Origin of the sequence: Allobosea sp. CRIB-10 (genome assembly GCF_900112185.1) — a bacterium.
Taxonomy (GTDB): Bacteria; Pseudomonadota; Alphaproteobacteria; order Rhizobiales; family Beijerinckiaceae; genus Allobosea.
In genome coordinates, this window is the sequence record NZ_FOKP01000024.1 from 1 (window position 1) to 22500 (window position 22500).

25 protein-coding genes and 1 tRNA gene are annotated in these 22500 nt (G+C 66.6%); 8 read left to right on the top strand and 18 right to left on the bottom strand.

The features are described from left to right. Positions 1-258 precede the first annotated feature (258 nt). Positions 259-1260, bottom strand: a complete 1002-nt coding sequence (locus tag BMZ69_RS23925) for a complex I NDUFA9 subunit family protein (protein WP_092161620.1) — start codon at positions 1258-1260, stop codon at positions 259-261. 181 nt (positions 1261-1441) lie between these two features. Between BMZ69_RS23925 and BMZ69_RS23930 the strand changes: the two genes are divergently transcribed. Continuing rightward, a tRNA-Leu gene (locus tag BMZ69_RS23930) sits at positions 1442-1528 on the top strand. Positions 1529-1622: 94 nt separating this feature from the next. Next, entirely contained in the window at positions 1623-3413 is a 1791-nt protein-coding gene (locus BMZ69_RS23935; protein ID WP_348272489.1) for a DUF6538 domain-containing protein, read from the top strand. Between the two features lie 72 nt (positions 3414-3485). Here the strand turns inward: BMZ69_RS23935 and BMZ69_RS23940 are convergent, their stop codons facing one another. The 9 genes from BMZ69_RS23940 to BMZ69_RS23980 all read right to left on the bottom strand — a co-directional run bounded on the left by BMZ69_RS23940 (position 3486) and on the right by BMZ69_RS23980 (position 12957). Then, positions 3486-4349 (bottom strand): hypothetical protein, encoded by an 864-nt coding sequence (locus BMZ69_RS23940; protein ID WP_092161623.1) that lies wholly within the window; start codon positions 4347-4349, stop codon positions 3486-3488. Between the two features lie 89 nt (positions 4350-4438). Continuing rightward, on the bottom strand, positions 4439-5485 hold the full coding sequence (locus BMZ69_RS23945; RefSeq protein WP_175506948.1) for an AAA family ATPase: 1047 nt from the start codon (positions 5483-5485) through the stop codon (positions 4439-4441). 235 nt (positions 5486-5720) lie between these two features. Continuing rightward, on the bottom strand, positions 5721-6650 hold the full coding sequence (locus BMZ69_RS23950; protein WP_092161625.1) for a hypothetical protein: 930 nt from the start codon (positions 6648-6650) through the stop codon (positions 5721-5723). A 128-nt stretch (positions 6651-6778) separates the two neighbouring features. Beyond that, positions 6779-7699: a hypothetical protein gene (locus tag BMZ69_RS23955; RefSeq protein WP_092161626.1), complete on the bottom strand. Its 921-nt coding sequence runs from the start codon at positions 7697-7699 to the stop codon at positions 6779-6781. A gap of 131 nt (positions 7700-7830) precedes the next feature. After that, positions 7831-8832, bottom strand: coding sequence for a hypothetical protein (locus tag BMZ69_RS23960; protein WP_092161627.1), 1002 nt, complete (start codon positions 8830-8832; stop codon positions 7831-7833). Between the two features lie 116 nt (positions 8833-8948). After that, entirely contained in the window at positions 8949-9950 is a 1002-nt protein-coding gene (locus BMZ69_RS23965) for a hypothetical protein (RefSeq protein ID WP_092161628.1), read from the bottom strand. Between the two features lie 115 nt (positions 9951-10065). Then, the gene (locus BMZ69_RS23970) at positions 10066-11472 is read right to left on the bottom strand and encodes a hypothetical protein (protein ID WP_175506949.1); all 1407 of its coding nucleotides are present in this window, start codon (positions 11470-11472) and stop codon (positions 10066-10068) included. Positions 11473-11485: 13 nt separating this feature from the next. Next, complete coding sequence (locus BMZ69_RS23975) at positions 11486-11944, bottom strand: hypothetical protein (RefSeq protein ID WP_092161630.1); 459 nt, start codon at positions 11942-11944, stop codon at positions 11486-11488. A gap of 281 nt (positions 11945-12225) precedes the next feature. Further along, positions 12226-12957, bottom strand: coding sequence for an SOS response-associated peptidase (locus BMZ69_RS23980; RefSeq protein WP_092161640.1), 732 nt, complete (start codon positions 12955-12957; stop codon positions 12226-12228). Here BMZ69_RS23980 and BMZ69_RS23985 point away from each other — a divergent pair. Continuing rightward, complete coding sequence (locus tag BMZ69_RS23985) at positions 12956-13201, top strand: hypothetical protein (protein ID WP_092161641.1); 246 nt, start codon at positions 12956-12958, stop codon at positions 13199-13201. The genes BMZ69_RS23980 and BMZ69_RS23985 overlap by 2 nt on opposite strands. 1 nt (position 13202) lies before the next feature. On the opposite strand, the gene BMZ69_RS23990 is transcribed toward BMZ69_RS23985, so the two are convergent. The 8 genes from BMZ69_RS23990 to BMZ69_RS24025 form a co-directional block, all read right to left on the bottom strand. Then, positions 13203-13523, bottom strand: coding sequence for a hypothetical protein (locus BMZ69_RS23990; protein ID WP_092161643.1), 321 nt, complete (start codon positions 13521-13523; stop codon positions 13203-13205). Then, positions 13520-13816, bottom strand: a complete 297-nt coding sequence (locus BMZ69_RS23995) for a hypothetical protein (protein ID WP_092161644.1) — start codon at positions 13814-13816, stop codon at positions 13520-13522. The genes BMZ69_RS23990 and BMZ69_RS23995 overlap by 4 nt, the downstream gene beginning before the upstream one ends. Further along, positions 13813-15096 carry a Y-family DNA polymerase gene (locus tag BMZ69_RS24000; protein WP_092161645.1) on the bottom strand — a complete coding sequence of 428 codons (1284 nt, stop codon included), beginning with the start codon at positions 15094-15096 and terminating at the stop codon, positions 13813-13815. The genes BMZ69_RS23995 and BMZ69_RS24000 overlap by 4 nt, the downstream gene beginning before the upstream one ends. Beyond that, positions 15093-15530 carry a LexA family protein gene (locus tag BMZ69_RS24005; RefSeq protein WP_092161646.1) on the bottom strand — a complete coding sequence of 146 codons (438 nt, stop codon included), beginning with the start codon at positions 15528-15530 and terminating at the stop codon, positions 15093-15095. Before BMZ69_RS24005 ends, BMZ69_RS24000 begins: the two co-directional genes overlap by 4 nt. Further along, positions 15530-15757 (bottom strand): hypothetical protein, encoded by a 228-nt coding sequence (locus BMZ69_RS24010; protein WP_092161647.1) that lies wholly within the window; start codon positions 15755-15757, stop codon positions 15530-15532. The genes BMZ69_RS24005 and BMZ69_RS24010 overlap by 1 nt, the downstream gene beginning before the upstream one ends. 217 nt (positions 15758-15974) lie before the next feature. After that, positions 15975-16745: a substrate-binding domain-containing protein gene (locus tag BMZ69_RS24015; protein WP_092161648.1), complete on the bottom strand. Its 771-nt coding sequence runs from the start codon at positions 16743-16745 to the stop codon at positions 15975-15977. 34 nt (positions 16746-16779) lie between these two features. Then, a complete protein-coding gene (locus BMZ69_RS24020; protein WP_244543508.1) occupies positions 16780-17847 on the bottom strand; it encodes a YeiH family protein in 1068 nt (355 codons plus the stop codon). 141 nt (positions 17848-17988) lie between these two features. After that, positions 17989-18180 (bottom strand): hypothetical protein, encoded by a 192-nt coding sequence (locus BMZ69_RS24025; RefSeq protein ID WP_092161649.1) that lies wholly within the window; start codon positions 18178-18180, stop codon positions 17989-17991. A 74-nt stretch (positions 18181-18254) separates the two neighbouring features. Here BMZ69_RS24025 and BMZ69_RS24030 point away from each other — a divergent pair, with 74 nt between their 5' ends. From BMZ69_RS24030 to BMZ69_RS24050, 5 genes are all read left to right on the top strand, one after another. Further along, a complete protein-coding gene (locus tag BMZ69_RS24030) occupies positions 18255-19166 on the top strand; it encodes a LysR family transcriptional regulator (protein ID WP_092161650.1) in 912 nt (303 codons plus the stop codon). Then, a complete protein-coding gene (locus BMZ69_RS24035; protein ID WP_092161651.1) occupies positions 19163-19744 on the top strand; it encodes a uracil-DNA glycosylase family protein in 582 nt (193 codons plus the stop codon). Before BMZ69_RS24030 ends, BMZ69_RS24035 begins: the two co-directional genes overlap by 4 nt. A gap of 30 nt (positions 19745-19774) precedes the next feature. Further along, positions 19775-20296, top strand: a complete 522-nt coding sequence (locus tag BMZ69_RS24040) for an RNA polymerase sigma factor (protein WP_092161653.1) — start codon at positions 19775-19777, stop codon at positions 20294-20296. A 4-nt stretch (positions 20297-20300) separates the two neighbouring features. After that, the gene (locus BMZ69_RS24045) at positions 20301-21086 is read left to right on the top strand and encodes an anti-sigma factor (RefSeq protein WP_092161654.1); all 786 of its coding nucleotides are present in this window, start codon (positions 20301-20303) and stop codon (positions 21084-21086) included. A gap of 87 nt (positions 21087-21173) precedes the next feature. Further along, entirely contained in the window at positions 21174-22496 is a 1323-nt protein-coding gene (locus tag BMZ69_RS24050) for a sulfite oxidase (RefSeq protein ID WP_092161655.1), read from the top strand. Positions 22497-22500 lie beyond the last annotated feature (4 nt).

Below are 22500 nucleotides of genomic sequence, written 5' to 3' on the forward strand. Positions count from 1 at the left end.
GGGCCGACTGCGAGCCCTCCAAGCCAGCCGCTGAAGACCGCCCACCAAACCAGCACCCCAAACAATCGGCCTCAGCCGCGTTTCGCAGAGGAATCGTTCCGGGAGAGGGCTCCCGCGCTTCCTCCTGCCGCGACGCGGCCGGAATGAGCGCCTCTCTCTCCCGGAACGGGGGAGAGATGGAGAGGGGGCTGCATCGGTCCGGATTTCGTATCGAGCCGAAGATGATGAATCGCGCTCCGGCGCGGCCGGTAGCCCCGCTCAGCTGGCGCGAGCGGTGGCGAACTGGCCGGCCTTGCGGAAGCGCCAGAGATAGCCGGGTACCTCGGCCTCGTACGAGACCGGAGCGATGCCGAGCCCATGCAAGGTGCGGCCTTCCTTCCCGGCCGCCGCGGAGACGACATTGTCGCTCTCCAGCAGGCTGACCTGATCCCGCGTCAGGACGAGTTCGTTCGGCATGAGGCCCAGCGTCAGCATGTCCGCGATCTCGAGGATCTGGCCCTGCAGGCGGGCGAGGCCGAACGGCATCGGCGCGATCAGGCGCTTGCGGCCGGTGACCTCGCAGACATAGTCGACGAGTTCGCGCAGCGTCTTCACCTCCGGACCGCCGAGCTCATAGGCCCGGCCACCCTCGGCCTTGCCTTCGACGGCGCGTGCAATCGCCTCGGCGACGTCGCCGACGAAGACCGGCTGGAACTTCGTCTCGGCGCCGGCGAGCGGCAGCACCGGCAGCATGCGCACCAGCGAGGCGAAGCGGTTGAAGAAAGTATCTTCCGGTCCGAACATCACCGAGGGGCGCAGGACGATCGCCTGCTTCACCAGTCCGTGGACCGCGGCCTCACCTTCGGCCTTGCTGCGGGCATAGGCCGACTTCGAATCGGCATCGGCGCCGAGCGCCGAGACCTGGATCAGCCGGTCGACGCCGAAAGTCGCACAGGCCTGCGCCACACTACGCGCGCCCTGCGCCTGCACCGAGGAAAAATTCTGCCGACCCTTCTCGCGCAGGATGCCGACGAGGTTGATCACCGCATCGGCGCCCTTGACGGCGGCCGCGACCGAATCGGGATAGCGCAGATTGGCCTGCACCGCAGTGACCTGGCCGACGCTGCCGAGCGGCTGCAGGAAGCCGGCGAGGTCCGGGCGGCGCACGGCGGCGCGCACGCGATAGCCGCGTCGTGCCAGCGCCCGCACGACATGCCGCCCTAGGAAGCCAGAGCCGCCGAAGACCGTGACGAGTTGCGAAGCGGGAGGCAGGACCGTCATGATGACGCGAAGCTCCGTTTGGAAGCGCTGAAAACTGGCTCTATTGTGCCTGTCCTAGTGCATAGCAGCGCGGCTGTGAAGGCGGTGAGACGCCGCCTCCAGCGCGGCCGACACGCTATTGTCAAAAAGCCGGCTTCGCCCGTTGACAGGCGCGTTCGGCCCCCGTAAACGAACCGCCGTTGCCCAGGTGGCGGAATTGGTAGACGCACCAGCTTCAGGTGCTGGCGCTCGCAAGGGCGTGGAGGTTCGAGTCCTCTCCTGGGCACCACTCTTTTTCGCCTTTGGCGCCAAAGAGTTAAGCATTGATAAGGGTTTGGCTGATATCCGCTTTCACACCGCGGTTTCACACCATGGCCCTTTCGATGCCCCGTCCCTTCGCTACCAAGTCGGGATCCTATTACCTCAACGTGAAGGTGAAGAAGGCGCTGCGCGACACCGCGCGCGGCCGCTTGCTCACGCTCCCCATCGGCGATGCCCACGCCACCGTGACCGTCACCGACAAGGTGTTCGTGTCGCTCAGGACGAAGGATCCCGAGACCGCCAAGACGCGGTTTCGCCTGGCGGCCCACGCGCTCGATCAGTACTTCGACGCGCTCGCCAAAGGTCCGCAGCCGCTGACGCGCACCCAGCGGACCGCGCTCGTCGGCGACATCTACCGGGAGGCGGTGCGCGATCTCGAGACCGACGACAGTTTCCTGGACGCCATCGAGGCGACGACCACCGAGTTCGACGCCAATGTCGCCCATCACCTCGGCACGGCGCCGACCGACGAAACGCTGGACGGCATCCCTGCGCGACCGGCTGACGAGAAGACGGCCGAACTCCTGGCCGCGATCGATTTGTACGATCCGAAGGCCCTCGCCGCCTGGTCCCTGAAATATGAAACTGATCCCGCCAAGCGCGCGGTCGCGCTCGAACAGCTTTACGGCCGGCTCGTCGACAGCGAAATCGCCCGCAAGCAGATCCTCGTCGACGAGACGTCCCGCGGCAAAACGCTCGAGGTCATGGATCAGGCTGCGGACGCTTTCGGGGAGATGGCGACTCGCCGGCTGACCAGTCTCGACTTCAGCGACCTCTTCGGCGCGGGGCTGCCCGCCTGGAACGCGCCGACGCCTGCGACGCCGGGTCCTGTAGCTGCGCCGCGCGGCGTTCTGACAATGGAGAAGCTCTTCGCCACATGGAAAGCGGAGCACGCCACCTCGCGCTCGCCCTCGACGTTTCGCCGCTATGGTTTCTCGATCGAGGCGCTGATCAGCTTCTGGGGCCAGAGGGACGTCAGGCTGATGACGCCTGACGATGTCCTGGCGTTCGCCAGAGAGCGTCAGAAGACCATTCCAGCCGCGACCATCAACAAGAATGATCTCGTTGCAGTCTCGTCGGTCCTGGGGTGGGCGACGACCCCTCTGGCCGGGAGGCTCCTGGCGTCAAACCCTGCCTACAAGATCAGGCTTCCCGAAGACAAGAAGACGGTCACCCGGGAGAAGCGGTTCCGCGACAGCGAGATCGCCGCCATCCTGCTTGCCGCGCGGCAGGCCCGCTTCAACGCCAGGATGCCACGGGCGTCGGCATCGCGGCGCTGGGCTCCCTGGATTTGCGCCTACACGGGCTGCCGGATCCAGGAAACCTGCTGGGTGACGAAGGACGATATCTATCGCGACGGCGAGATCTGGATGATCAACTTCCCCAAGACCAAGATCGACATCGCCCGGCGCGTCCCGCTTCACCCCGCGCTGATCGAGGAGGGCCTGCTCGACTTCCACGCCAAGGCTCCGTCAGGCTACCTGTTCTGCGGCGACGTGCCCCAAAAGCCCGGCGCCACCCGCACCCAGCAGGAGCAGCGCGCGAGCGAACTCTCGGAATGGATTCGCGAGCAGGTCACGCTGGATCCAAGCCTCAGCCCGAACCACGGCTGGCGCCATACCTTCATCACACGCGCTGAGGATGCCGGGATCGTCAAGCGAAAGAGCAATGCGATCACCGGCCACAACACCGCCAAGGATGCCAGCGACGGCTATTATGCGCCCAGCGCGGCGGAACTGAAGAAGATCATCGAATGCTATCCGCGCTACGATCTCGAACTCAAACCGGACGCGACCGAGCCGTTAGAATCGGACGTCGTACGCGCCTCGGACACTCGCGACCATACCGACTGACGGACTGGCATCCCGAGCAGGCACCTCCGAGAGTGAATGGATGCGCCTGACACCAGTCGGTTCGTGCCGTGCTCAGATGGACGGCCTCAAGCCGGTCCCATAGCCTTGCCCCCTCGACTTCCAGCTCGCGGCGACCCGGCGCCGCGGGTTGACGACGTGGTCGTAGATGATGAGCTCGACGATGCGCAGGAGACGCTCGGCGTCGCGGCTCTTGGGGCGGAAGAAGTAGAACTCCTGCGCGACGCTCGCCCGCTTGACCTCGCCGAACCCGTAGCCGGTCGCGCGCATGAGCTCGGCCGGATTGACCCCGAGCAGGGCACAGTGCGCCTGCCCGGCCTGGCTCGCCAGCCAGGGATTGAGCGCGGCGTTGCGCATTCGGCTGTGCAGGCGCTTGTCGAACTCGCGCACCGACAGGTCGTGCGGCAGACGGATCGCGAGCGAGCGCTCCGCGAGGGTGACCGGCGAGCCCGGCAGCGGGCCGCTCGGCGGCAGGATGTGCTGGAGCATCCAGTTATCATAGCCGAGGTCGGAGCAGAGATGTCCGTCGACGCTGGTGGTCAGCGCGCCGTACCTGTCGGCATTGAGCTCGCGCATGCGATCGCGCAGATTGACCTGCGCGGTGACCGAGACCTTGTGCACGCCCATCCGGAGGCGACGCGCGAGACCCAGAAGCCCGGTCGCGACGGGCATCCGGTTGTCCTCGCCGCAGCCGGCGCAGTAGCCGAACACCAGCTTGCCGGGCCTGTAGGCGGTGAGGAAGCGCTCCGTGACGAAGGCGTCGTCAGGCAGCTTGAGGACAGCTTTGCCGCCGACACGTGGCCACCGTGTCGGGTACCATTCGGTGACCGCGCCGGCGGACCCCTCCGGCAGCAGCCTGCTGCCGACGGCGCGCTTCGCTGGGACCGTCGTGGTGATGCTGTGATTGATGGTCGTCATTGTCTTGTCGTCTCCGTACAGGGTTTCCCGGGGGCATTCCCGTTCTCACCCTCAACCCGTCGCTTTGTCCCACAGCCGTTCCCTGGACCTCACCCTCGCGCCTGCAGGAACCCGATCGGGCCGCGCGTGGCCGTCCCGACCGCCAGCCGCTCGGCCGCCTCGACATCCGTCACGGTGAGATGGCTGCGGCCGGCCCCAGCCGCGTAGCCCAGCGCCAACCGCACGATCCGTTTGATCTGCCGCGGATGGGCGCGCGCGAGGCGGGCGATGACCCCGTCTCCTGGCACTGTGATCGCGCCGCCCGCCTCCGTGACGATCCGGCGGGTGATGACGAGCAAATCAGCGCCGAGGGGCGGCGCGATCTCGACCATCAGCAGCCTGTCCTGGATGAAGGCTGGCAGGCGATCGACGTCGTTGGCGGTCGCAATGATGATCATGCGCGATAGGTCGAAGGGTACGCGCAGATATTCGTCCAGGATCGCGTCGCTGTTCTGCGGCTCGAGCAGGTTGAGCAAAACGGCGTAGGGCTGCTCGTCGCGATGGCTTTCGAACTTGTCGATCTCGTCGAGCAGGAGTACGGGCTGCGCGGAGTCGGCGCCGAGCAGCGCCTCGTTCACGACGCCCATGCGCGCCCCGCGCCACGAGGTCGGGTGCCCGACGACCAACTGCTGGCAATCGCTGTTGGTCGCGCAGGAGATCGCCTGGATCGCCGTGCCCAGCGACGCGGCGATCGCCTTGCTCGCATGGGTCTTGCCGACCCCGGGTGGCCCCAGCAGCAAAATCGGCGGCACCACGAGCGCGGTTTCGGTCAAAACGGAGAGCGCAACCGCCCGGTCGATCAGGTCGATCACGGTCACAAAATTCGGGCAGGTCAGTCTCGCCTCGGCCAGACGGTCGCGCATGACCTGTGAACCAAACAGAAGCGGACGCAGCGGACCGCGCTCGTCATCGGCGAGCCAGCGCAGCTTGTCGAGGCGCAACTGCTCCTCATTGCTCAGCGACGGCTGCGGCAGGCCGAGCTCGACCTCGTCGTCGAACATGTAGCGCCGGCCATAGATCAGCTCGAGCTGGCGCAGCAGCGCGCTGTGGTCGAAGATCGCGATCTCGCGAGGTGCCGCCAACGCGCCGGCCGGCAAAGGCTCCGGCGTCCCGGCGCCACGGACAGGCGTTTGAGCGGGGGAGACGAAGCGCTGGCTGCGCCGGCGCTCGGCGCGAGGAGGATGGACATACTCGGGATGATCGTCAGTCATGGTGTTGGTCTCAGTGGGTCGGCTCGGTCGAGCTGCACCCAAGGCCCTGCCATCACGATCAAAGACGCGACGGTGACCGTCGCGCCTTCGCAAATCCTTCGCTGTTCGAGGTCTGGTGGCCTCATACCGCCTCTTGGTGGCTGTCGCGGGCTGCTGCCCATTCGATGGCAGCGCGCAGATGATCGGGATCGCGATGGCGCGGCGCGATCAGATCGAGCGCCTTGCGCTGGATCGCGACCTCGTCAGCGTCGCGAGCCGGCCACAGGACCAGCCGTGCCAGCCTTGCATAGGCCACCAGCAACGCGCCCCGGATCGCGGCATCCAACAGCGCTGGCTCGCTCACACGTCGCTGAACCCGCCGCCAGAGGTCGACCTGCGCCAGCAGGGCGCGCGCGCCGGCTAGCGCGTCGCCGGGATCGATCCCCGTCTCCAGCCAGAGCCGCAACGACGGCGCCAGCGCGAGCGGATAGGCCGCTGCCTCGCCTGGCTGTGCGGAGAGCGCATCGGGCGACGCCTGCGGCAGCCGGGGCTGGCGAAGGTTCTGCTCGCTCATCGCGACAAGCGCGCCGCCGCAGATCATGTCCGTCCTGTGTCGGAGCGCCGCGTCGCGCGAGCGTCTCGCCTGCGCGCGCAGGGCGCGGCGGATGCTTGCGAGCGCGCGGTGATCCTCGTCATCCCGCGGCGCGATCAGGATCGTGGCGATATTGGCGCAGTCGATCAGCAGCGCCAATGCCTTGGCGCAACCGAGGACCTCGGCAGAGGCCATGATCTGCCCCTCGTGCACCTGACCGAGCAGGCGGCCAATCTCATCGGTATGGAAGCGGGCACGAGCGCGGATGGCCACCAGCGGGGGTCGGTCGCGCCAGACGGCAGCGAAGCGCTGCAGTGGCCGCGCGTCATCGTCGATGAGCTGCTCCAGCGCCTCGAGTTCGTCGGTCACGTGAACGAGCGGAAGCTGTCCGCAGGTCGTCCCCGCAGCATCCCGCTGGCGCTCATCTTTGTCCGGCCCCACACGGTGCGGCAGGGTCGGCTGGAAAATGTCGATATGCATGGTTGCTTCTCATGGGGGTCCTAGCCGGTCGGCTACGCTTGTCCCCGTCATCCCTGGAATCGCAGAAGGGCGCCGCAAACGGCGGCGCCCTCCATCGCGATGGGCGGTGTTTCCGCAGGGTGCGCCGGTCAGCGCTGTCGGTCGCGGTCGGCGATCCGGCGCTGCATGAGCCGAAGCTCCTTCAGCCGCTCGGCGGCGGCCTGTGCGAACAGGACGACGTCGCACAGTCGCTCATCTCGAAGACGATCGGCGATCGCGTTGATGCGGTCTCCAGACGTCTCGTTGTCCTCGGCGGCGACGGCGGCGATCAGGCCGGCCCGCGCCAGATCGGCCGCAGCGAGCAGCCTGGCACCGTGGCATGCGCCCTGAAGCCGATCAAGCCGCTCGCGATCGATCTCGTCGGCCTCGCTGGCAACCGCGAAGCGATCGGCATCGTCGAGTTGCAGGCCGGCGCGCTCGATCAGCGTGTTCACGGGCGCGAGGTTGCGCAGGAAGCTCATGAGGCTCAGCCCCTGCTCGAGGCCGAGCATCGCCGGCTGATCGTCCCGGACCTCGTCGAGGCCGGGCACCGTAGCAGTGTCGAAGCTGAGGTCCGCATGGCCGGTGTCGGCCATGCCCGGATAGGCGAACGCCTTGTGGGCGAGCGCTGCGAACGCCTGGTCGCCCCCGACAGCCGCGATGACGTCGTCGAGGACGCGCCGACGGGCCGCGAAGTCGACCTGCGTGCGCGGCGGGGCGAGCGCGACCGTGAGGGTCGCGGCGGCGTCGAGCAGCGAGAGCGCGATCAGCGCGTCGAAGAGGTAAGCCACTTGCTGGCGGTCGGAGGTGCCGGCCAGCCCGACGAAGCGCGTCACCTCGTCGGCGTAACCGAAAGCGCGGGAGCTGATCTCGCCGATCGAGAAGGCTTTCGAAGCGAAGGCGGCATAGCCCTGCTCGAGCCCGGACTTGAGTGAGAGGTGGTTGGCGAAGCCGGCGAGGTCGTCGGTGACAGCTCGAAGCGGCAGGTCGAGCTCGATGTCGGCGAGCGACATCGCGTTGATGGTGTTCATGTTATCGTCCCAGGTTCGTTGGGGGTCACAGCCACGCGGCTGCCCAGTTCCTCCGTTCCCGAAAAGCGAAGAGGCGCCCGCAAGCGGACGCCTCCCTTGTTTGGCCTTAGATGGCCTGTGCCGCGCGCCTGCTACACCAGGGCACTCCACTCGAAGACAAGCCGGTCGCGGCTGTCCGGCGGTAGCGATTTGACCCAGGCGGCATCCGCCGTGACGTGCCGGATTGCCGCCTGCATGTGGGCGGGATCGCCCATCTCGCCGCGCAGGTTGATCAGCGCGACGATCTCCTTCTTGGTCGCCAGCGCGGCGCGGTTGTGCACGGGCCAGATCATAACCTGCGCCGCGGCGAGGTAGCCGGCGATGCGTGCACCTTCGGCCGCGACCATCAGCTCGCTCGCGTTCTCCGGACCGCGCTGGGCCAGCGCGATCAGGCGGTCGCAGGTCTCGAACAGGCGCCGGGCCCGCTGCAGCAGGTGGCCGAGATCGGGCGCGGCGCTGGCATAGCCGACCCATTCCGCGATCTGGTTGTGCGCGAATGCGGGCAAGCCGCCGCGCAGCTCCAGGCCGGCGGAGAGCTCCCAGCGCTCGAGCGGCCACTCGGCCAGCCCGCGGCTGTCGCTCGCTGGCGCCGGCGGTGCCGGCGGCAACATGAGCGCCGGCACGCTGAAGGCGGTGCGCTTCCAGCGCAGGCGGCGCGCCAGCGTCGCGTCCATCGTCGAGACGAAGCTCTTGTCGCGGCGATGGTGCAGGGCGCCGGTCGCCTCGCCGAGGGCGAGCTTGGCCTCGGCGCTGTCCAGATTGTCCGCGGGCCAGATCGCGGTCAGCGCGACCAGGCTCAGGCTCATGATCTGGAGCCCGGCGCAGGCGAGGTCGTACTCGCGCTCGCCGAGTTCTTTGGCGAGATTGAGCCGGAACTCCTCGTTCGACAGGCTTTTTGCGTTGCGCGCCGCCGCCTTCAGGTCGATCGGCTGGCGCCGGAAGGCCGACAACTCGCCGACGCTCGGGTCATCGCCGCTGATGATCTCGACCGCCATCGCAATCGGATCGCGCAGCGCCCGGTTGCCGGGCTCCTCCACGAGGCCTGCGCTGCGCCTGGCGAGCGAGCGCCCGCCATCCTGGTCATTCTTGGTCATTTGAGGGAACTTTCCTATGGGGTTACGACCATCTGGCCGCGTCATCCCTCCCTCTGCCATGGACAGAGGCGTCCCCGCCGGGGACGCCTCCATCAGGCCTTGCGGTGCTTGTTCCGTCAGACCACGGGCAGCCACATCGGTACGAGTTCCAGCGTGGCGCCAAGCCTGAACTGCTTCGCGATCCAATTCGCCTCGCTGATCAGATGGCGGATGGCCGCCTGCTGATGCAGGGCGTCGCCTCGACAGGCCCGCTCGTTGACGAGCGCGACCAGCCGGTGCTTTGCCTGCGCATCGGCGGAGTGCTCCATCGCCGGCCAGATCGCTGCCCGCGCCGCCGCGAGATAGGCGAGCAGGCGCGCACCCTCGGCCGCACGGCGCAGCGGGCGAGGATCCTCGGAGGTGGTGCCTGCCAGGACCATGAGCCGGTCGGCCGTCGCGATCATCCGCGCGAAGCGATCGACCAGATCGGAGAGGCTCGGATAGTCATCGACGAAGGCCGACCAGCGCATGAGCTGCTGGCCTGCGATCGAAGCGTCGCCGCCTTCAAGCGGTACCGTGTCGACCAGATCGAAGCGCGACAGCGGCCAGGTGGCGAGCCCGCGATCGGCCGCGGCGGGAGCCGCCGGGCCGGTAGGGACGATGAGCTCACCGACCGCGAAGGCGGCGCGGTGCAGCCTGATCCGCTCGGCCGTCTCGGCATCGAGGGATGGCGCCTGGCCATAATCCGTGTTGTCGCCATGGAAAGCGGTCGCTTTCGCCGCCGCCTTCTTGGCGTCGGCGTCCTCGACGGTATCGACCGGCCAGATCGCGACCATCGCGGTGCAGCTCAAGGCCACGATCTTCAGGCTGATCCGGGCCATTTTGACGTGGTTGCCTTCGCTGAGCCGGAACCAGAGCCGCTCGGCTTCGTCCTCGCAGCGCTTCGCCTCGATGGCAAAGCGCTTGAGATCTGGGGAGCTGTCGCGGAAGGCGATGAGCTCGGCGAGGGTGGGGTCATCACCAATGGCCCCCGTGACGGCGGCGAGCGGATCGCTGATCGAACCTTGCGGGTTCTGGCTGCCGGTGTCGCCGGCGGCTTCCATCGGAGCGAGGCTCCGGTCCTTGTCGTAGTCGGTCATGGTCTTGTTCTCGTGGGTCACAGCCCCATCGGCTGCGCTTCACCTCCGTTCGCTGAAAACGAGAAAGGCGCCCCACGCGGGGGCGCCATCCTGATGTCGGCCATGGTGCTGTGGTTCAGGCGGCGCGCGGCAATGGCGTGCCGCGCCCGGCCAGCCAGCGCTCGATCGCGTCGAGCTGACGGACCCGGGCAGCATCGCCTGGGCTGGACCCGGCCTTCAGCGCTGTGATGCGCCGCATAGCGGCCGGGCGCGTGAGCCAGGGCATGTCGTCCTGGGTGTCGAGACGATGCGCGAACCACGCCGCCCCTTTCTCGCGCTCGGCGGCGGAGAGCTCGCCTGGCGCTTCGAGCCAGGCCCAGCGATTGGCGAAGGCTTTCAGCCTGACGTCGCCCAGCAGCTCGCGGCCGAGCTGCACGCGCTGGTCCCAGGGGACCTCATGCCAGCGCCGCGAGGTGATCGCGTCCTCGCGGCTGATGAAGCCACCGCTATAGAGGCTGTCATCCGGCCACGGGCTCGGCTCCTTGCCGGCGAAGCGCCCGGCGAGCGCGATCGCGAGGTTGTCGCGGAAGCGGGCATGGCCGCGGATCCGGGCCAGACGGGCCTGCAGCTCGCCATCCGGCGGGAGCTCTTCCTGTGCGGCGGGAGCCGTCATCTCCCAGGGCAAAAGTATCGGCTGGGCATTGGTCTTGACCAGCCGGATCGGGCGCTCGCCTTTCGCAAACAGCATTTCGCCGAGCTGCTCCGGCGTGGCGTCGAGATAGGCGGGATCGATCGTCAAATCGGCGACGGCCCAGGACGACGCGTTCCCTGGCGTAGGCATGATGCCGCCGATCGGGATCATATGGTTGAACAAACCGAGCCCGAGCGTTCCGGGGCGAGTCAAAAGTCCGACCGACCCGCTTTTATGGGCATTGGCCATCATCGCCGCGATGATGGTGGGTGCGCGCTCGCGCAGGAGCCTGAACAGCGCAATCGTGGCATGAACGTCATTCAACGCGTCATGGGCGTCAGCCTCGTCGAAGGCGATGCCGTTGGCACGGCAGGCCGGCCCCAGCCGCATCGAAGGCCTCCCTGCCGGCGTCACCGGGATGGTGACGACGCCGGGCGCCAGCATCGCCACGGCGCGCAGCATGATCAGCACGTCGGCACGGGCCAACCCTGGCATCGAGGTCGCATAGGGCGGGAGCAGCGTCTGGAGGAAGCCGTGGCGCAGCACCTCCTCGTCATAGGCCATCGTGTTGAAGCCGATGATCGCCGCCGGTGAGGCGGCCTCGAGGATGCCGGCGATCGTCCCCATAAGCTCGAGCTGCGACAGCGGCGCGGCCTCGAGCCAGTCTGGGTCGAGGCCGGTGACGAGCAGGGCGTCAGGAGCAGGCACAACATGGGCGGGCAACCGCGCCCGCAGCACGGTCTCGCGCAGAGGGTGAAGATCGCCGTCGGTCGTTACGAAGGCCGCCTGCAACGGCACATTCCAGGCAGGCGCCAGCCCCGAGGTCTCGAGGTCGTAGAAGAGGAAGCTCATGGCGGCGTCCCCCTCAATGCCGACTCGTCGAGCCGGGCTCGATCGCGACCTTGGTGAGGTTGATGCCGAGCCTTCGTGCATCGGCATGCATCGCCGCCTCGACCATCACCGCCGTGTGCGAGCGCGCCATCTCGTCATCCTCGAAGATCATCGCCTCATAGACGGTGATCTTGCGCTCGAGATGCTCGTCACGCTGCGCCGGCGCTTCCGCCAGCATGAACGCGAAGAACCGCGCCTGCGCCCTTGCGCCTTCGGCCAGCTGGCGCCCGTTCAGCCCGGCGAACTCGCCATGGATCAGGTCGCCATCCTGCTCCAGCAGCTTCGCATGGGCGGTCGAGAGCTGCCACAGCAGAAAGTGGCGCTCGGCATGGTCGCCGAGCTGCGCATAGGTGCGGGCATATCGCGAGAGATCCTCCGCTCCCGGCAACGCCTCGTCGCCGGCTGCAAAGACCTTCCCATTATTCGTTTTCATTCCACTCGTCCGGTCCAGTCCGTGACCCGGAAACGGCGCGTCGGCTCAGCTCCACGGGGGTTCCCTGGATTGGGTTCCGAGGCTTTTGCTTTGTCCTGCTAAGCCCGCTCGTACTCTCGTTCGTTGCCGTCCACCTAGAGAAGATCGCGGGAATAGGGTGCGGCTCATTGCGATGCCGCCTTTCGCCTTCACCCCTCGAGAGAGCGATGGAGTGCCCAGACGCCCGAGCTGCAGTTCTCGCCGCCAAATGGCTTCGCAGCAGGCACCAGAGGGTCTTGCCGCTAATCCATATCGCCGACCTCGCCATCCTTCATCACGCCACGCGCGACCACCTGAAGCGCTCCGTCCGGCAATGGTCTTTGAAGTGCCTTCGCCTGTTCCCAAGGTGCCGTCAGCCACGCCTGGCACTCCTCGGGCGTGGTGAGGATCACCGGCATCGCCTTCGGGTGAACAGCGCCGACTTCTGCGTTGGGGTCGGTCGTGAGGAAGGCATAGAGGTCGATCGTCTCGACCCCGGTCTTGATCTTGCGAACGCCCGTCCACTGGGCGCTCCAGATGCCCGCGAAGAACGCGGTCGGCCTTTCCTTGCCGAAGGCAAACCAGATGTCATGCTTCGAACCGTGGTCGAACTCGCTGAACGACGTGAACGGGACCAGGCAGCGGTTCGCGACGCAAAGCCACGGCTTCCAATGGGCGCTCGAGGTGTTGCGGACGTTTGTTGTTCCACCATCGGGCTCGATGCGCAGGAGCTCGTTGAAATCGACCTCCTTGCCTTTGGCACGCAGCTTGTCAGCCCGTTTCGACGCCGCCTGATAGATAGCCTGCTTTGACGACGGCATGCCCCAGCGCGTCATCGCGAGTTTTGGGCCGCCTTCTTCATTGCGGAGGATGGGCGCGGCATAGTCAGGGAATATCGCGGGCTGGGGCGGCATGTTCACGCCGGCGCTGTCGAAGGGAGCGAAGAGCTTGCGCATCGCCTCGACGTTGCGAGTATGGCTGTAGAGGTTGCACATGCTCTTCTCCTGGCTGGCCCGCCGCCGCGACTATCAGGCCCTCGTCGACACCGAGGCAACCCGGCTCGTCGAGAACGAGGGCGGCGCGGGCTACTACACCGCCAAGGCGATCAAGCGGATCGCCGTAGAGGCCGGCGACAGGGCGGCCGCCAGGTTCTGGGTGCGCGTCGCCCGACAGGTGGCAAAGCGAACCGGTCTTCAGCCAGGTTACAGCAAGATTGGCCGCCCCGAGTCCGAGTGGTAGGTCAACGTTTCAGGGCCGTGGCCCAGTCCGCGTAGGGCGTGTTCCTGGCAAGATGCCGGTTGTAGTCGGGCGCGCCATCGTCCCACCAGACCGCCCCGCGCTCGCCCAGCGCGACCTTCGCCGCGTCGACAGCAGCCCTGGCGGCCTTCAGGTCGCCCTTGCCCGCCTTGGCATCCTTCACGGCCCGGCGCGCGTCCATGAGTTCGTCGACGAGGCGCAGGCGCTTCGCCTCGGGCAGTGCGGGATTGGTCGATCGCCATAGTCTTCCGGCGACGATGAAGTAGCGGCCATCCGGCGTCGTAGGGTAGCTGCGACGGCTCATTCGCCGTCGCTCTCCCGCGCTATGCGGTATAAGGCATCTTCGTCAGGCGCGTCCTTCTCCATGGCGGCTTCAACCTTGCACCCGTCCATAAGCACGCCGCCGAAATGGCAGACAAACGCCCGCGCCAGGCGGTGCTCCTCAAAGGCCAGCCGGACATGCTCGGAGCCCGGTTGGCGATCCACCACATGGAAGCGGATCTCCCAGCCCGCGCACCAGCTTTCGATCCGACGCAGACGCTCGGTCGCCGCGGCCTCGGACAGCTTGATCTCAACCTGATGGACGAACGCACTCATGCCGCAACTCCCACCACCGGGACCTCATCGATCCGCGTCGTGTAGCGCGGCGACCTCATATCGAACCGAGTGGTCCAGGCCTTCTGCTGCCGTGCGATTCCGGCGGACGCGGAGAACACGGTGCCGCGCCCATGCCTTGCGTTGCAGGCGTCTAGCGCCGCCATCAGCCGGCTGGCCTTGTCGCGATCGAGGGAACCGATCAGGGCGCGCTGCGACGCCTCAAGCGACACGAGGTCGACCGTCATCAGTCCGGCTTTCGCGTAAGGGTAGCCGGATTTCCAGATGCGGCGGACGCCCCATTTTGCTGCTCGGATCAGGATCAGTGTGTCGTTGCTAGCCTCGGGGAAATCCACCGTCGTCGAAACGCTCCGCGCCGGTCCGCTATCGTGCGGCGAGGTGTGGAAAAACACCGTGACGTGGTCCGTCGCCAGGCCGTGACGCCGGAGCTTCTCACCGAGGCGGGTCGCATGCGTCGCGATTGCCTCCTGCATCATGTCGAGGTCATTCACCCGGCCGGCAAATGAACGCGTCACCGCGCAGCCTTTCCGAGTGGGCGCGACCGCTTCGAGATCGATGCAGGGCGTCCCGCGCATCTCATGGATGATGCGCTCGCCGACGACGGTCAGCGTCTGACGCGCGAGCTTGGGGTCGAGCGACGCCACGTCGGCGGCCGTTCGGCAACCGGACGCAGCGAGCTTGGCCTGGCTGGCGCGGCCAATGCCCCAGATGTCCTCCAGTGGAAACAGCGGCAACCACTCCCGCCGCGCCTCCACGCTCGTCAGGTCGCACACCCCGCGAAGCTGAGGCGTGCTCTTGGCGATCTTGTTGGCAAGCTTCGCCAGCGTCTTGGTCGGTCCGATCCCGACGCAGGTCGGCACGCCCGTCCAGGTCGATACCGTCGAGCACAGATCCAGCCCCAGTTCCTCGCGATGCGCCGGCGCGATCGGCGTCATGTCGAGGAAGCTCTCGTCGATTGAGTAGACCTCGATGTCGGAGGCGAAGCGCTCATAGACGGCGTTCATCCGCCGGCTCATGTCGCCGTAGAGCGTGTAGTTCGAGGAGAAGACGCAAACGCTCTCGCGCTTTACCAGATCGCGGATCGTGAACATCGGCGCGCCCATCTTGATCCCAAGCGCCTTGGCTTCTGCCGTCCTGGCGACCGCGCAGCCGTCGTTGTTGGACAACACAATGACCGGCTTGCCTTTGAGCCTGGGGTCGAACACCCGCTCGCAGGAGCAGTAGAAGCTGTTGCCGTCGATCAGGGCGAAGGACTTTGTCATCGCCTGAAGCGACGCACGGCGTTGGTGACGACCCCGAAGATATCGATCTCGGCATCCGGGCCAGGGTCGTAGTCGGGGTAGTCCCGGTTCCCGTAGGCGAGGCTCGAGCGACCGCCCGACAGCCGGAAGATCTTGATCGACCGCTCGCCGTTGACGTCGACCACCACCGGGTCGCCGTCTCGCGGGAGCAGGCTACGATCGACCGTGATCAGCGAGCCGTCGAAGATGCCGACATCGACGGCGCTGTTGCCCGCCACCGTCATGATGAAGGTTGCGGGCGCGTTCTGGATAAGCGTTCGGGACAGGTCGATCGGCGCGTCGAGATAGTCGTCCGCGGGCGACGGAAAACCGGCCCGGACGGCTTGAAGATAGACGGGCAGATAGATCGCCGGGCTCAGCAGTGCCGGCGATAGCAGCAGCGGACTCGGGCTCATCACTCCTTCTCCGCGTCTGGCCGTGCATCCTGCGAGAACAAGCCCCGCAGGTAACCCCGCGAAACCGATCGATCAGCGTCCGCTTGCAGCACGATGAAGTCATGCGCGAGGGCGCGGAGCGCAGCCCTTTCCGACCCGTGCTCTTCGAGCAAATCCGTGACGATGGCGGTCACTTCGGCGTCGAGCGTGGTGTCCTCGGCTGGTTGGTTCGCTGGCTTGGCGGACATCGATGCGCTCTCGCTTATAAGAACATAATGAGAACAACGTCCGATCCGAGTCAAGCGCGGCTGTCGCGAGATTTGGCCTCGCATGCTGCGGCAATCGACCCTATCCGTCAGCTCGGGGCGCTGCGGCCAATGCGAAAATGGCCCAAAGCCGACATCTGGAATGTCTGCTACCCGGCGACTTGACGCGGCCGACTGTCGGGCTACCAGTCGCGCTCCTCTATGCGCGCATCCATCCCCATCTGACGAATATGCGCTGGCCTTCAGCCGAGGCGAGAAACTCCACGAACCGCTTGGCTTCCGGTCGCATCTGCCCAAGCTTCGTCAGGGCTATGCCCGTGTCGCGATAGATCCGTAGCTCCGGCTCAACTTCGACGACATCCGCGAGCGCCGGGTTGGCGACCTGCCAAATCGTCCAGATTAGCCAGGCGTCGAGCGAGCTGTCCTCGGTCCACGCCTTACGGGCATCAGCGCTGTTCTTCGCGACCTTCGCGATGTTCGAGCGAAACGCTTTGACGTCGGCGATGCGGCCGATCCGGCCGGCGACATCCTCCCACAGGCCTTGCTGGCCCGCGCCATTGACGACGAGAATGCGGTGTCCGGGCTCGAGCAAGGCCTTCACGCCGCCGATTGTTTTCGGATTGCCAGGCCGGACCAGTATCGCGGAGGCGCGCAGGTAAAGCGGTTGGACGGTTGACGGATCGATGTCAGGCAGCGCCTCGATGAAGTCCGACATCATCACCTCGGAGCCACTGAAGATCATGTCGGCGTCTTTGGTCGCCTTGTCCTTCCAGGCCGGAAGCGGGCCGGCTTCACCCTGCACCTCGATGCCCTGCGCCCTGCCGAAGGTTGCGGCAGCCTCCTTCATCGCCGGCATCGGCCCGCCGGGGCCGTAGACGCGCAGAGGCTCGGCGGCGCTTGCCGGCGTAGCAAGCGAGGCGGCAAGTCCGGCGCCGAGGATCCCGATTTCGCGACGGCTGAAATTGGTCATGGGTCGATCCTTTCGTTTTTCCGGAGGCGCCGGCTCACGCCACGCCGATGAGATGGATGAGGCCGAGCGAGATGGCGGCGAGCGCCAGCAGCGAGAGGACGACCGCGCCTGTGACCCGAGGACCGGCCTGGGCCACCGAGCGGATGTCGACGCCGAGGCCCAGCGCCGCCATCGAGACGATCGTGAGTAGGTTCGCAACCATTGCCAAAGGCGTCAGCAGCACGGTCGGGATGAGGCCTGCCGAGCGGAACGCTGCCATCACCAGGAAGCCGACGATGAACCACGGCACGAGATGGTGGACGGCGATCCGCTTGGGCGGCGGGCGATCGCCGGCGGTCACATGCGGAGCAGGTTCGTCGGTCTCTTCGCGCAGGCGTCCGGACAGCATCGACAGGATCAGCACGACCGGGCCGAGCATCAGCACGCGCACGAGCTTGACCAGCGTGCCGACCTGGATCGCCGCAGCCCCAGCGGGAGCCGTCGCCGCGATCACCTGCGGGACGGCATAGACCGTCAGTCCAGAAAGCACACCGAACTGATGGATGCTGAGGCCCAGCGCCGGGATCAGGAGAGGCAAGCAAAGGACGACGATGACGCCTAGCACCGCCGTGAAGGCGATCGAGGCCGCGACATCGTCGCCATCGGCGCCGATGACGGGTGCCACCGCCGCAATGGCCGAGTTGCCGCAGATCGAGTTTCCGCAGGCGACGAGGATGGCCATCCGCTGTGGCAGACCGAGCAGGCGGCCGATGGCGTAGCTCAGCCCGATCGCGACGAAGACGACGGCTGCGATGCCCACGAGGAGGGCCGCGCCGGCCGCGGCGATCGTCGCAGCGCTCAGCGAGGCGCCGAGCAACACCACCGCGATCTCCAGCAGGGACTTGGCCGAGAACGAAATGCCGGGCCGCCAACGACTGTCAGGCGTCCACAGAGACCGGATCACCGTTCCGAGCAGGATCGCCATGACGAGTGCTTCTAGCCATGCCCGGCCGAAATACCCGGCCTCGACATGTTCGATCCCCAGCGCGAGCGCCGAGACGCCGGCGCAGAGCAGAACTCCAGGCCAGATGCGCGGGGCACCGCCCGTCGAAGAGGAATTCAAAGGTGTTCTCGTCGGGCTCTGCAGGGTCATCGCGGCATCCGTTCGTTCGATGCGTGACGTGTCGCTCACCGCGATCAAGTTATCCAACAGGTTGTTTATCTTGTTTCAATCGATAATATCGATTGATGACGCGGACTGAGCTCAGCCCTTGGCTGCGAACCAGACGAAGATGGCGCCGACGATGATGATCGAGCCGAAGACCGTGCCCACGAGGACATACAGAATGCGTTTTCCCTGCGGCCCCTGCCGAGAGCTGTCGGTCGTGATGCGCGCAGGATGAGCGTCGGAATGGTGCGGCGGCGGCTGATTGTGATCGGGTTCGATGCTCGTCATGAGGTATGCTCGCTGTCGGGAGGGATTATGAGGAAACGCACAGGCGCTGCGATTTATTCCGGCAAGGCGTTCCGATGACCCTCGAACAACTGCGCATCTTCGTCGCCGTGGCAGAGCGCGAGCACGTCACGCGCGCCGCTTCCGATCTCAACCTGACTCAATCGGCGACCAGCGCGGCGATCGCGGCGCTCGAACATCGCCACGACGTCAAACTGTTCGATCGCGTCGGGAGGCGGATCGCGTTGACCGACGCCGGGCGCATGTTTCTTCTGGAGGCTCGGGCGATCCTCGCCCGTGCTGCCGCTGGCGAGCAAATCCTGTCCGATCTTGCCGGGCTGAAACGCGGCCGGCTCTCCTTCGCTGCAAGCCAGACGGTCGGAAACTACTGGCTGCCGCCAAAGCTCGCCGCGTTTCGCAAACGCCACCCCGGCATCGAGACGCCGCTTGTCATTGGCAACACCGAGACTGTCGCCGCCGCCATTCATGACGGCCTAGCCGATATCGGGATCGTCGAGGGCGAGGTCGACGATCCTCATCTAACGCATGAGGTTGTCGCAGCCGACGCGATGAGCATCGTCGTCGCGCCCGAGCACCCCTGGTCCGCACGGGATGCGGTCACTCCGGACGAGTTCGGCGAGACATCCTGGGTCCTGCGCGAACCGGGCTCGGGTACGCGGCAGCTTCTGGAGACGGTGCTGCGACAGGCGGGACGCACGCTCGCAGGCCTCGACATCGCGCTCGAACTGCCCGCCAACGAAGCTGTACGCGCCGCGGTCGAGGCCGGCGCCGGCGCCAGTCTGATGTCGCGGCTCGTCGTCGCCACCGCGCTGCGATCCGGTATCTTGGTCGAAATCCCGGCCGAGATACCGCCGCGCCGCTTCCTGATGCTTCACCACAAGGAATGCTATGTCGGACGGGCAGCGCAGGCCTTTCGCGCGCTGCTGAACGAGAAGACATTAGCAAAGCGTGAGCAGCCGGAATTATGAGTGAGGACTGGCTCGGCGATCCAACGCACATCGCGCCGCTGAACCGCTATGCCGCCGCATTGCGGGAGCGGCGTGGCGACGTGCCTCGCTTTGATCCCCTGGACGGCGGCATCGACGCGCACTTGCTCGTCTTCCTGGAGACGCCCGGACCGGCTTCGGCGTCGACCGGAACGACGTCGCGTGACAACCCGACCGGAACGGCGCGCAATCTGACCCGCTTTCTCGACAAGCTTCAGGTCTCGAGACGGGAAACAGTCATCTGGAACGCGGTGCCGTGGCGGCTGCCACGCCGCAACGGGAAACTCGGGCGACCGACGCGAAAGGATATCGAATCGGCGGCACAGGACTTACCGGCGCTGCTCGCGCTCCTGCCGCGACTGCAGGTCGTGGTTCTCGCCGGCCGCGTTGCGGAGAGCCTTCGGACGGCCTTGGCTGCGGCAAGGCCGAAACTCACCATGATCGCGATCCCGCACCCGAGCCCAACGCATCTCGCCGCATCGGCAGCCGCCAGGGAGCGTCTGTTCGGCGAGGCATTGCGCCGGGAGATCGCGGTCGCAATGGCGATCGATCCAAGCTAGTTTTGCGGCGTTCAAAGAAGGAACGGCGCTCTGCGAGACGCGGTCGAAACAGCTCTGAGGCAGAACTGGCAGGGGCTGTTCGGCTATGCCATGCGTCTCAGCGGCGACCGCGACGGCGCCGCCGACCTTCTGCAATCCTGCGCGATGAAGGCCTTGGCAAGCGACACAGTCCCTGATGCGGCAGGTATCCGATCCTGGCTTTTCGCGATCCTGCGGAACGGCTTCTTCGACGATCGACGCAGGGCTTCGGTCCGTGCGGACCATAGTGACGTCGAAACCGGGCTGGATACACCTTGGCGGCACGACGATCGGCTGATCGCGGAGATTACCGTCAAGCAGGGACTCGACAGACTTGACGCGACACACCGCGACATTATCGAACTGGTCGATCTCGCCGGCTTTCGCTATGCGGAAGCAGCCGAGATCCTCGGCGTCCCGGTCGGGACCGTCATGAGCCGGTTGAGCCGTGCGCGGCTGGCGCTCCTTGACGAGATCGGTGGACGGAACGTGACGACGTTGCCGACAGGGCGAGCGCGTGTCGAGCGACGATAACGTAATGACGGAAGAGCAGGCCATGTCCTGGGAACAGCTCAACGCCTATGTCGATGGGGAACTGGCGCCGGCGGATGCCGCGGCGGTCGCCTCTGCCGTGGCGGGCGATCCCGCTTTGGCGGCAAGGATTGCCACGCTGGCGAAGCTGAGGGCAGCTGTGACCGGGCTGCCGCGGGAAACGGCACCGCCCTTTGTGACATCGTTTCGCCGACGAAGCGTCACTGCAGCGGCGCGCCGGCTGGCGGCTCTCGCCGCAGCAGTGATGGTCGTCGCCGGCCTGGGCTCCGCCGTCTGGTTCGCGTCGGGGTCGAGCCCTGCGGACTTGAGCGCCGCCCTGGCGGCCAATCGGCCATGGCTGGCGGGCCGCGAAGCCCCGGCCACCGCTGCCGTTTCCGTCGAACTCTCCGGCGCGAGATCGAGCGCCCTCCCAGACCTGTCGGCCGCCTCGCTGCGTCTGGTTCGCCTCGACATGTTGCCCGATACCGCCAAGAGCGGCGAAGTCTTTGCGGGCTATGAGGGGCCGAATGGCTGCCGGGTCGGGCTATGGTTATCGCGACAGGCACCGACGAATGCCGTGGAGCCCGTCCGATCGGAGAAGAACGGCATCTCGATCCGCGCTTGGCGCAGCGGCGATCTGGGCTACGCCATGGTCGGCGTCGGCCTCGACGAGGCACGTCTCGATCTGATCGCCGCACTGGCCGCGAAGTCGCTCAGGAACGACGGTCCTGCCTCGCAGCAAGTCGCGGCGCTGAACGAGAGCAGAGCCAAGGGTCGGCCTTGCGCGGCCTGAGCTCTTACGACTTTCGTTGGAGAATGGAATAATTCGACGTGGTCGTGCGTCTTGACTGCCGAGGAATATGTCCTCGGGAGAAACGCCATGCTCGAAGAAGCAGTCACGCGGGATGCCGCGTCCAACGACCACTCAAATTCCCACATCGTCGAAACACCTCCGACCTCCCGCCGCGGCATTCTGCTCGGCGGCAGCCTAGCCGCGATCGGCGTCGCGGCCGGCCTCGGCGCGCCCCTCGGTTCACGTTTGCATGGCGGGATCTCATCCGCCTCGGCGCAAGGTGCCCCAGCGGCCGCGAAGGGCTCGCAGCCGTTCGACTATCCGGGTAAGGACAAGGGCCTGACCCTGCTCGGCGACCGGCCGCTCGTGGCCGAGACTCCCGAAAGCCTGCTCGACGACGACACCACGCCGATCTCGAAATTCTTCATCCGCAACAACGGCCAGCTTCCCGAGGAGACGAAGGACGCCGATGCCTGGTCGCTGAAGATCGAGGGCGAGGTCGACAAGCCGCTGACGCTGACGCTGGGCGAGCTGAAGAAGCGCTTCACCGCCCACAACTTCCGCATGGTGCTGGAATGCGGCGGCAACGGCCGCTCTTTCTACCAGCCGGCAGCGCGCGGCAACCAGTGGACGAACGGCGGCGCCGGCTGCGCCGAATGGACCGGCGTGCGCCTCGCCGATGTGCTGAAAGCCGCAGGCCTGAAGGACAGCGCCAAGTTCACCGGGCATTTCGGCGCCGACCCGCATCTGTCCGGCGACACCACGAAGGACGCGATCTCGCGCGGCATGTCGATCGAGAAAGCGCTGGAGCCGCATTCGCTGATCGTCTGGGCGATGAACGGCGAACCGCTCCCGCATATCCATGGCGGACCCTTGCGCCTCGTCGTGCCGGGCTGGCCGGCCTCGCTCTCCTCGAAATGGCTGAATCGCATCCTCATTCGCTCGACGCCGCATGATGGCCAGGGCATGGGCGGCACCTCCTATCGCGTGCCGACAGTACCGCTCGTTCCCGGCTCGAACGCCGACGGCAAGACCAACTTCACCGACCTGACCTCGATGCCGGTCCGCGCCATCATCACGGCTCCGGCGAACGGCACGCGCCTGCCGGCAGCCGCCCGCGATGTCTCGCTGCGCGGCGCGGCCTGGGCCGGCGATCACGAGGTCGCCAAGGTCGAGGTCTCGTCCGACGGCGGGCAGCGCTGGCATGCGATGACGCTGGCCAAGCCGAAGAACCGCTACGACTGGGTGCGCTGGACCGGCTCGCTCAAGCTGCCGAGCGAGGGCTATTTCGAGCTCTGGGTGAAGGCGACGGATTCTCGCGGCGTAGCTCAACCCCATGTCGCCACGAACTGGAACCCGCAGGGCTACGGCTCTAACCCGATGCATCGCATCGCCGTGCTGGTGGGCTGACGAT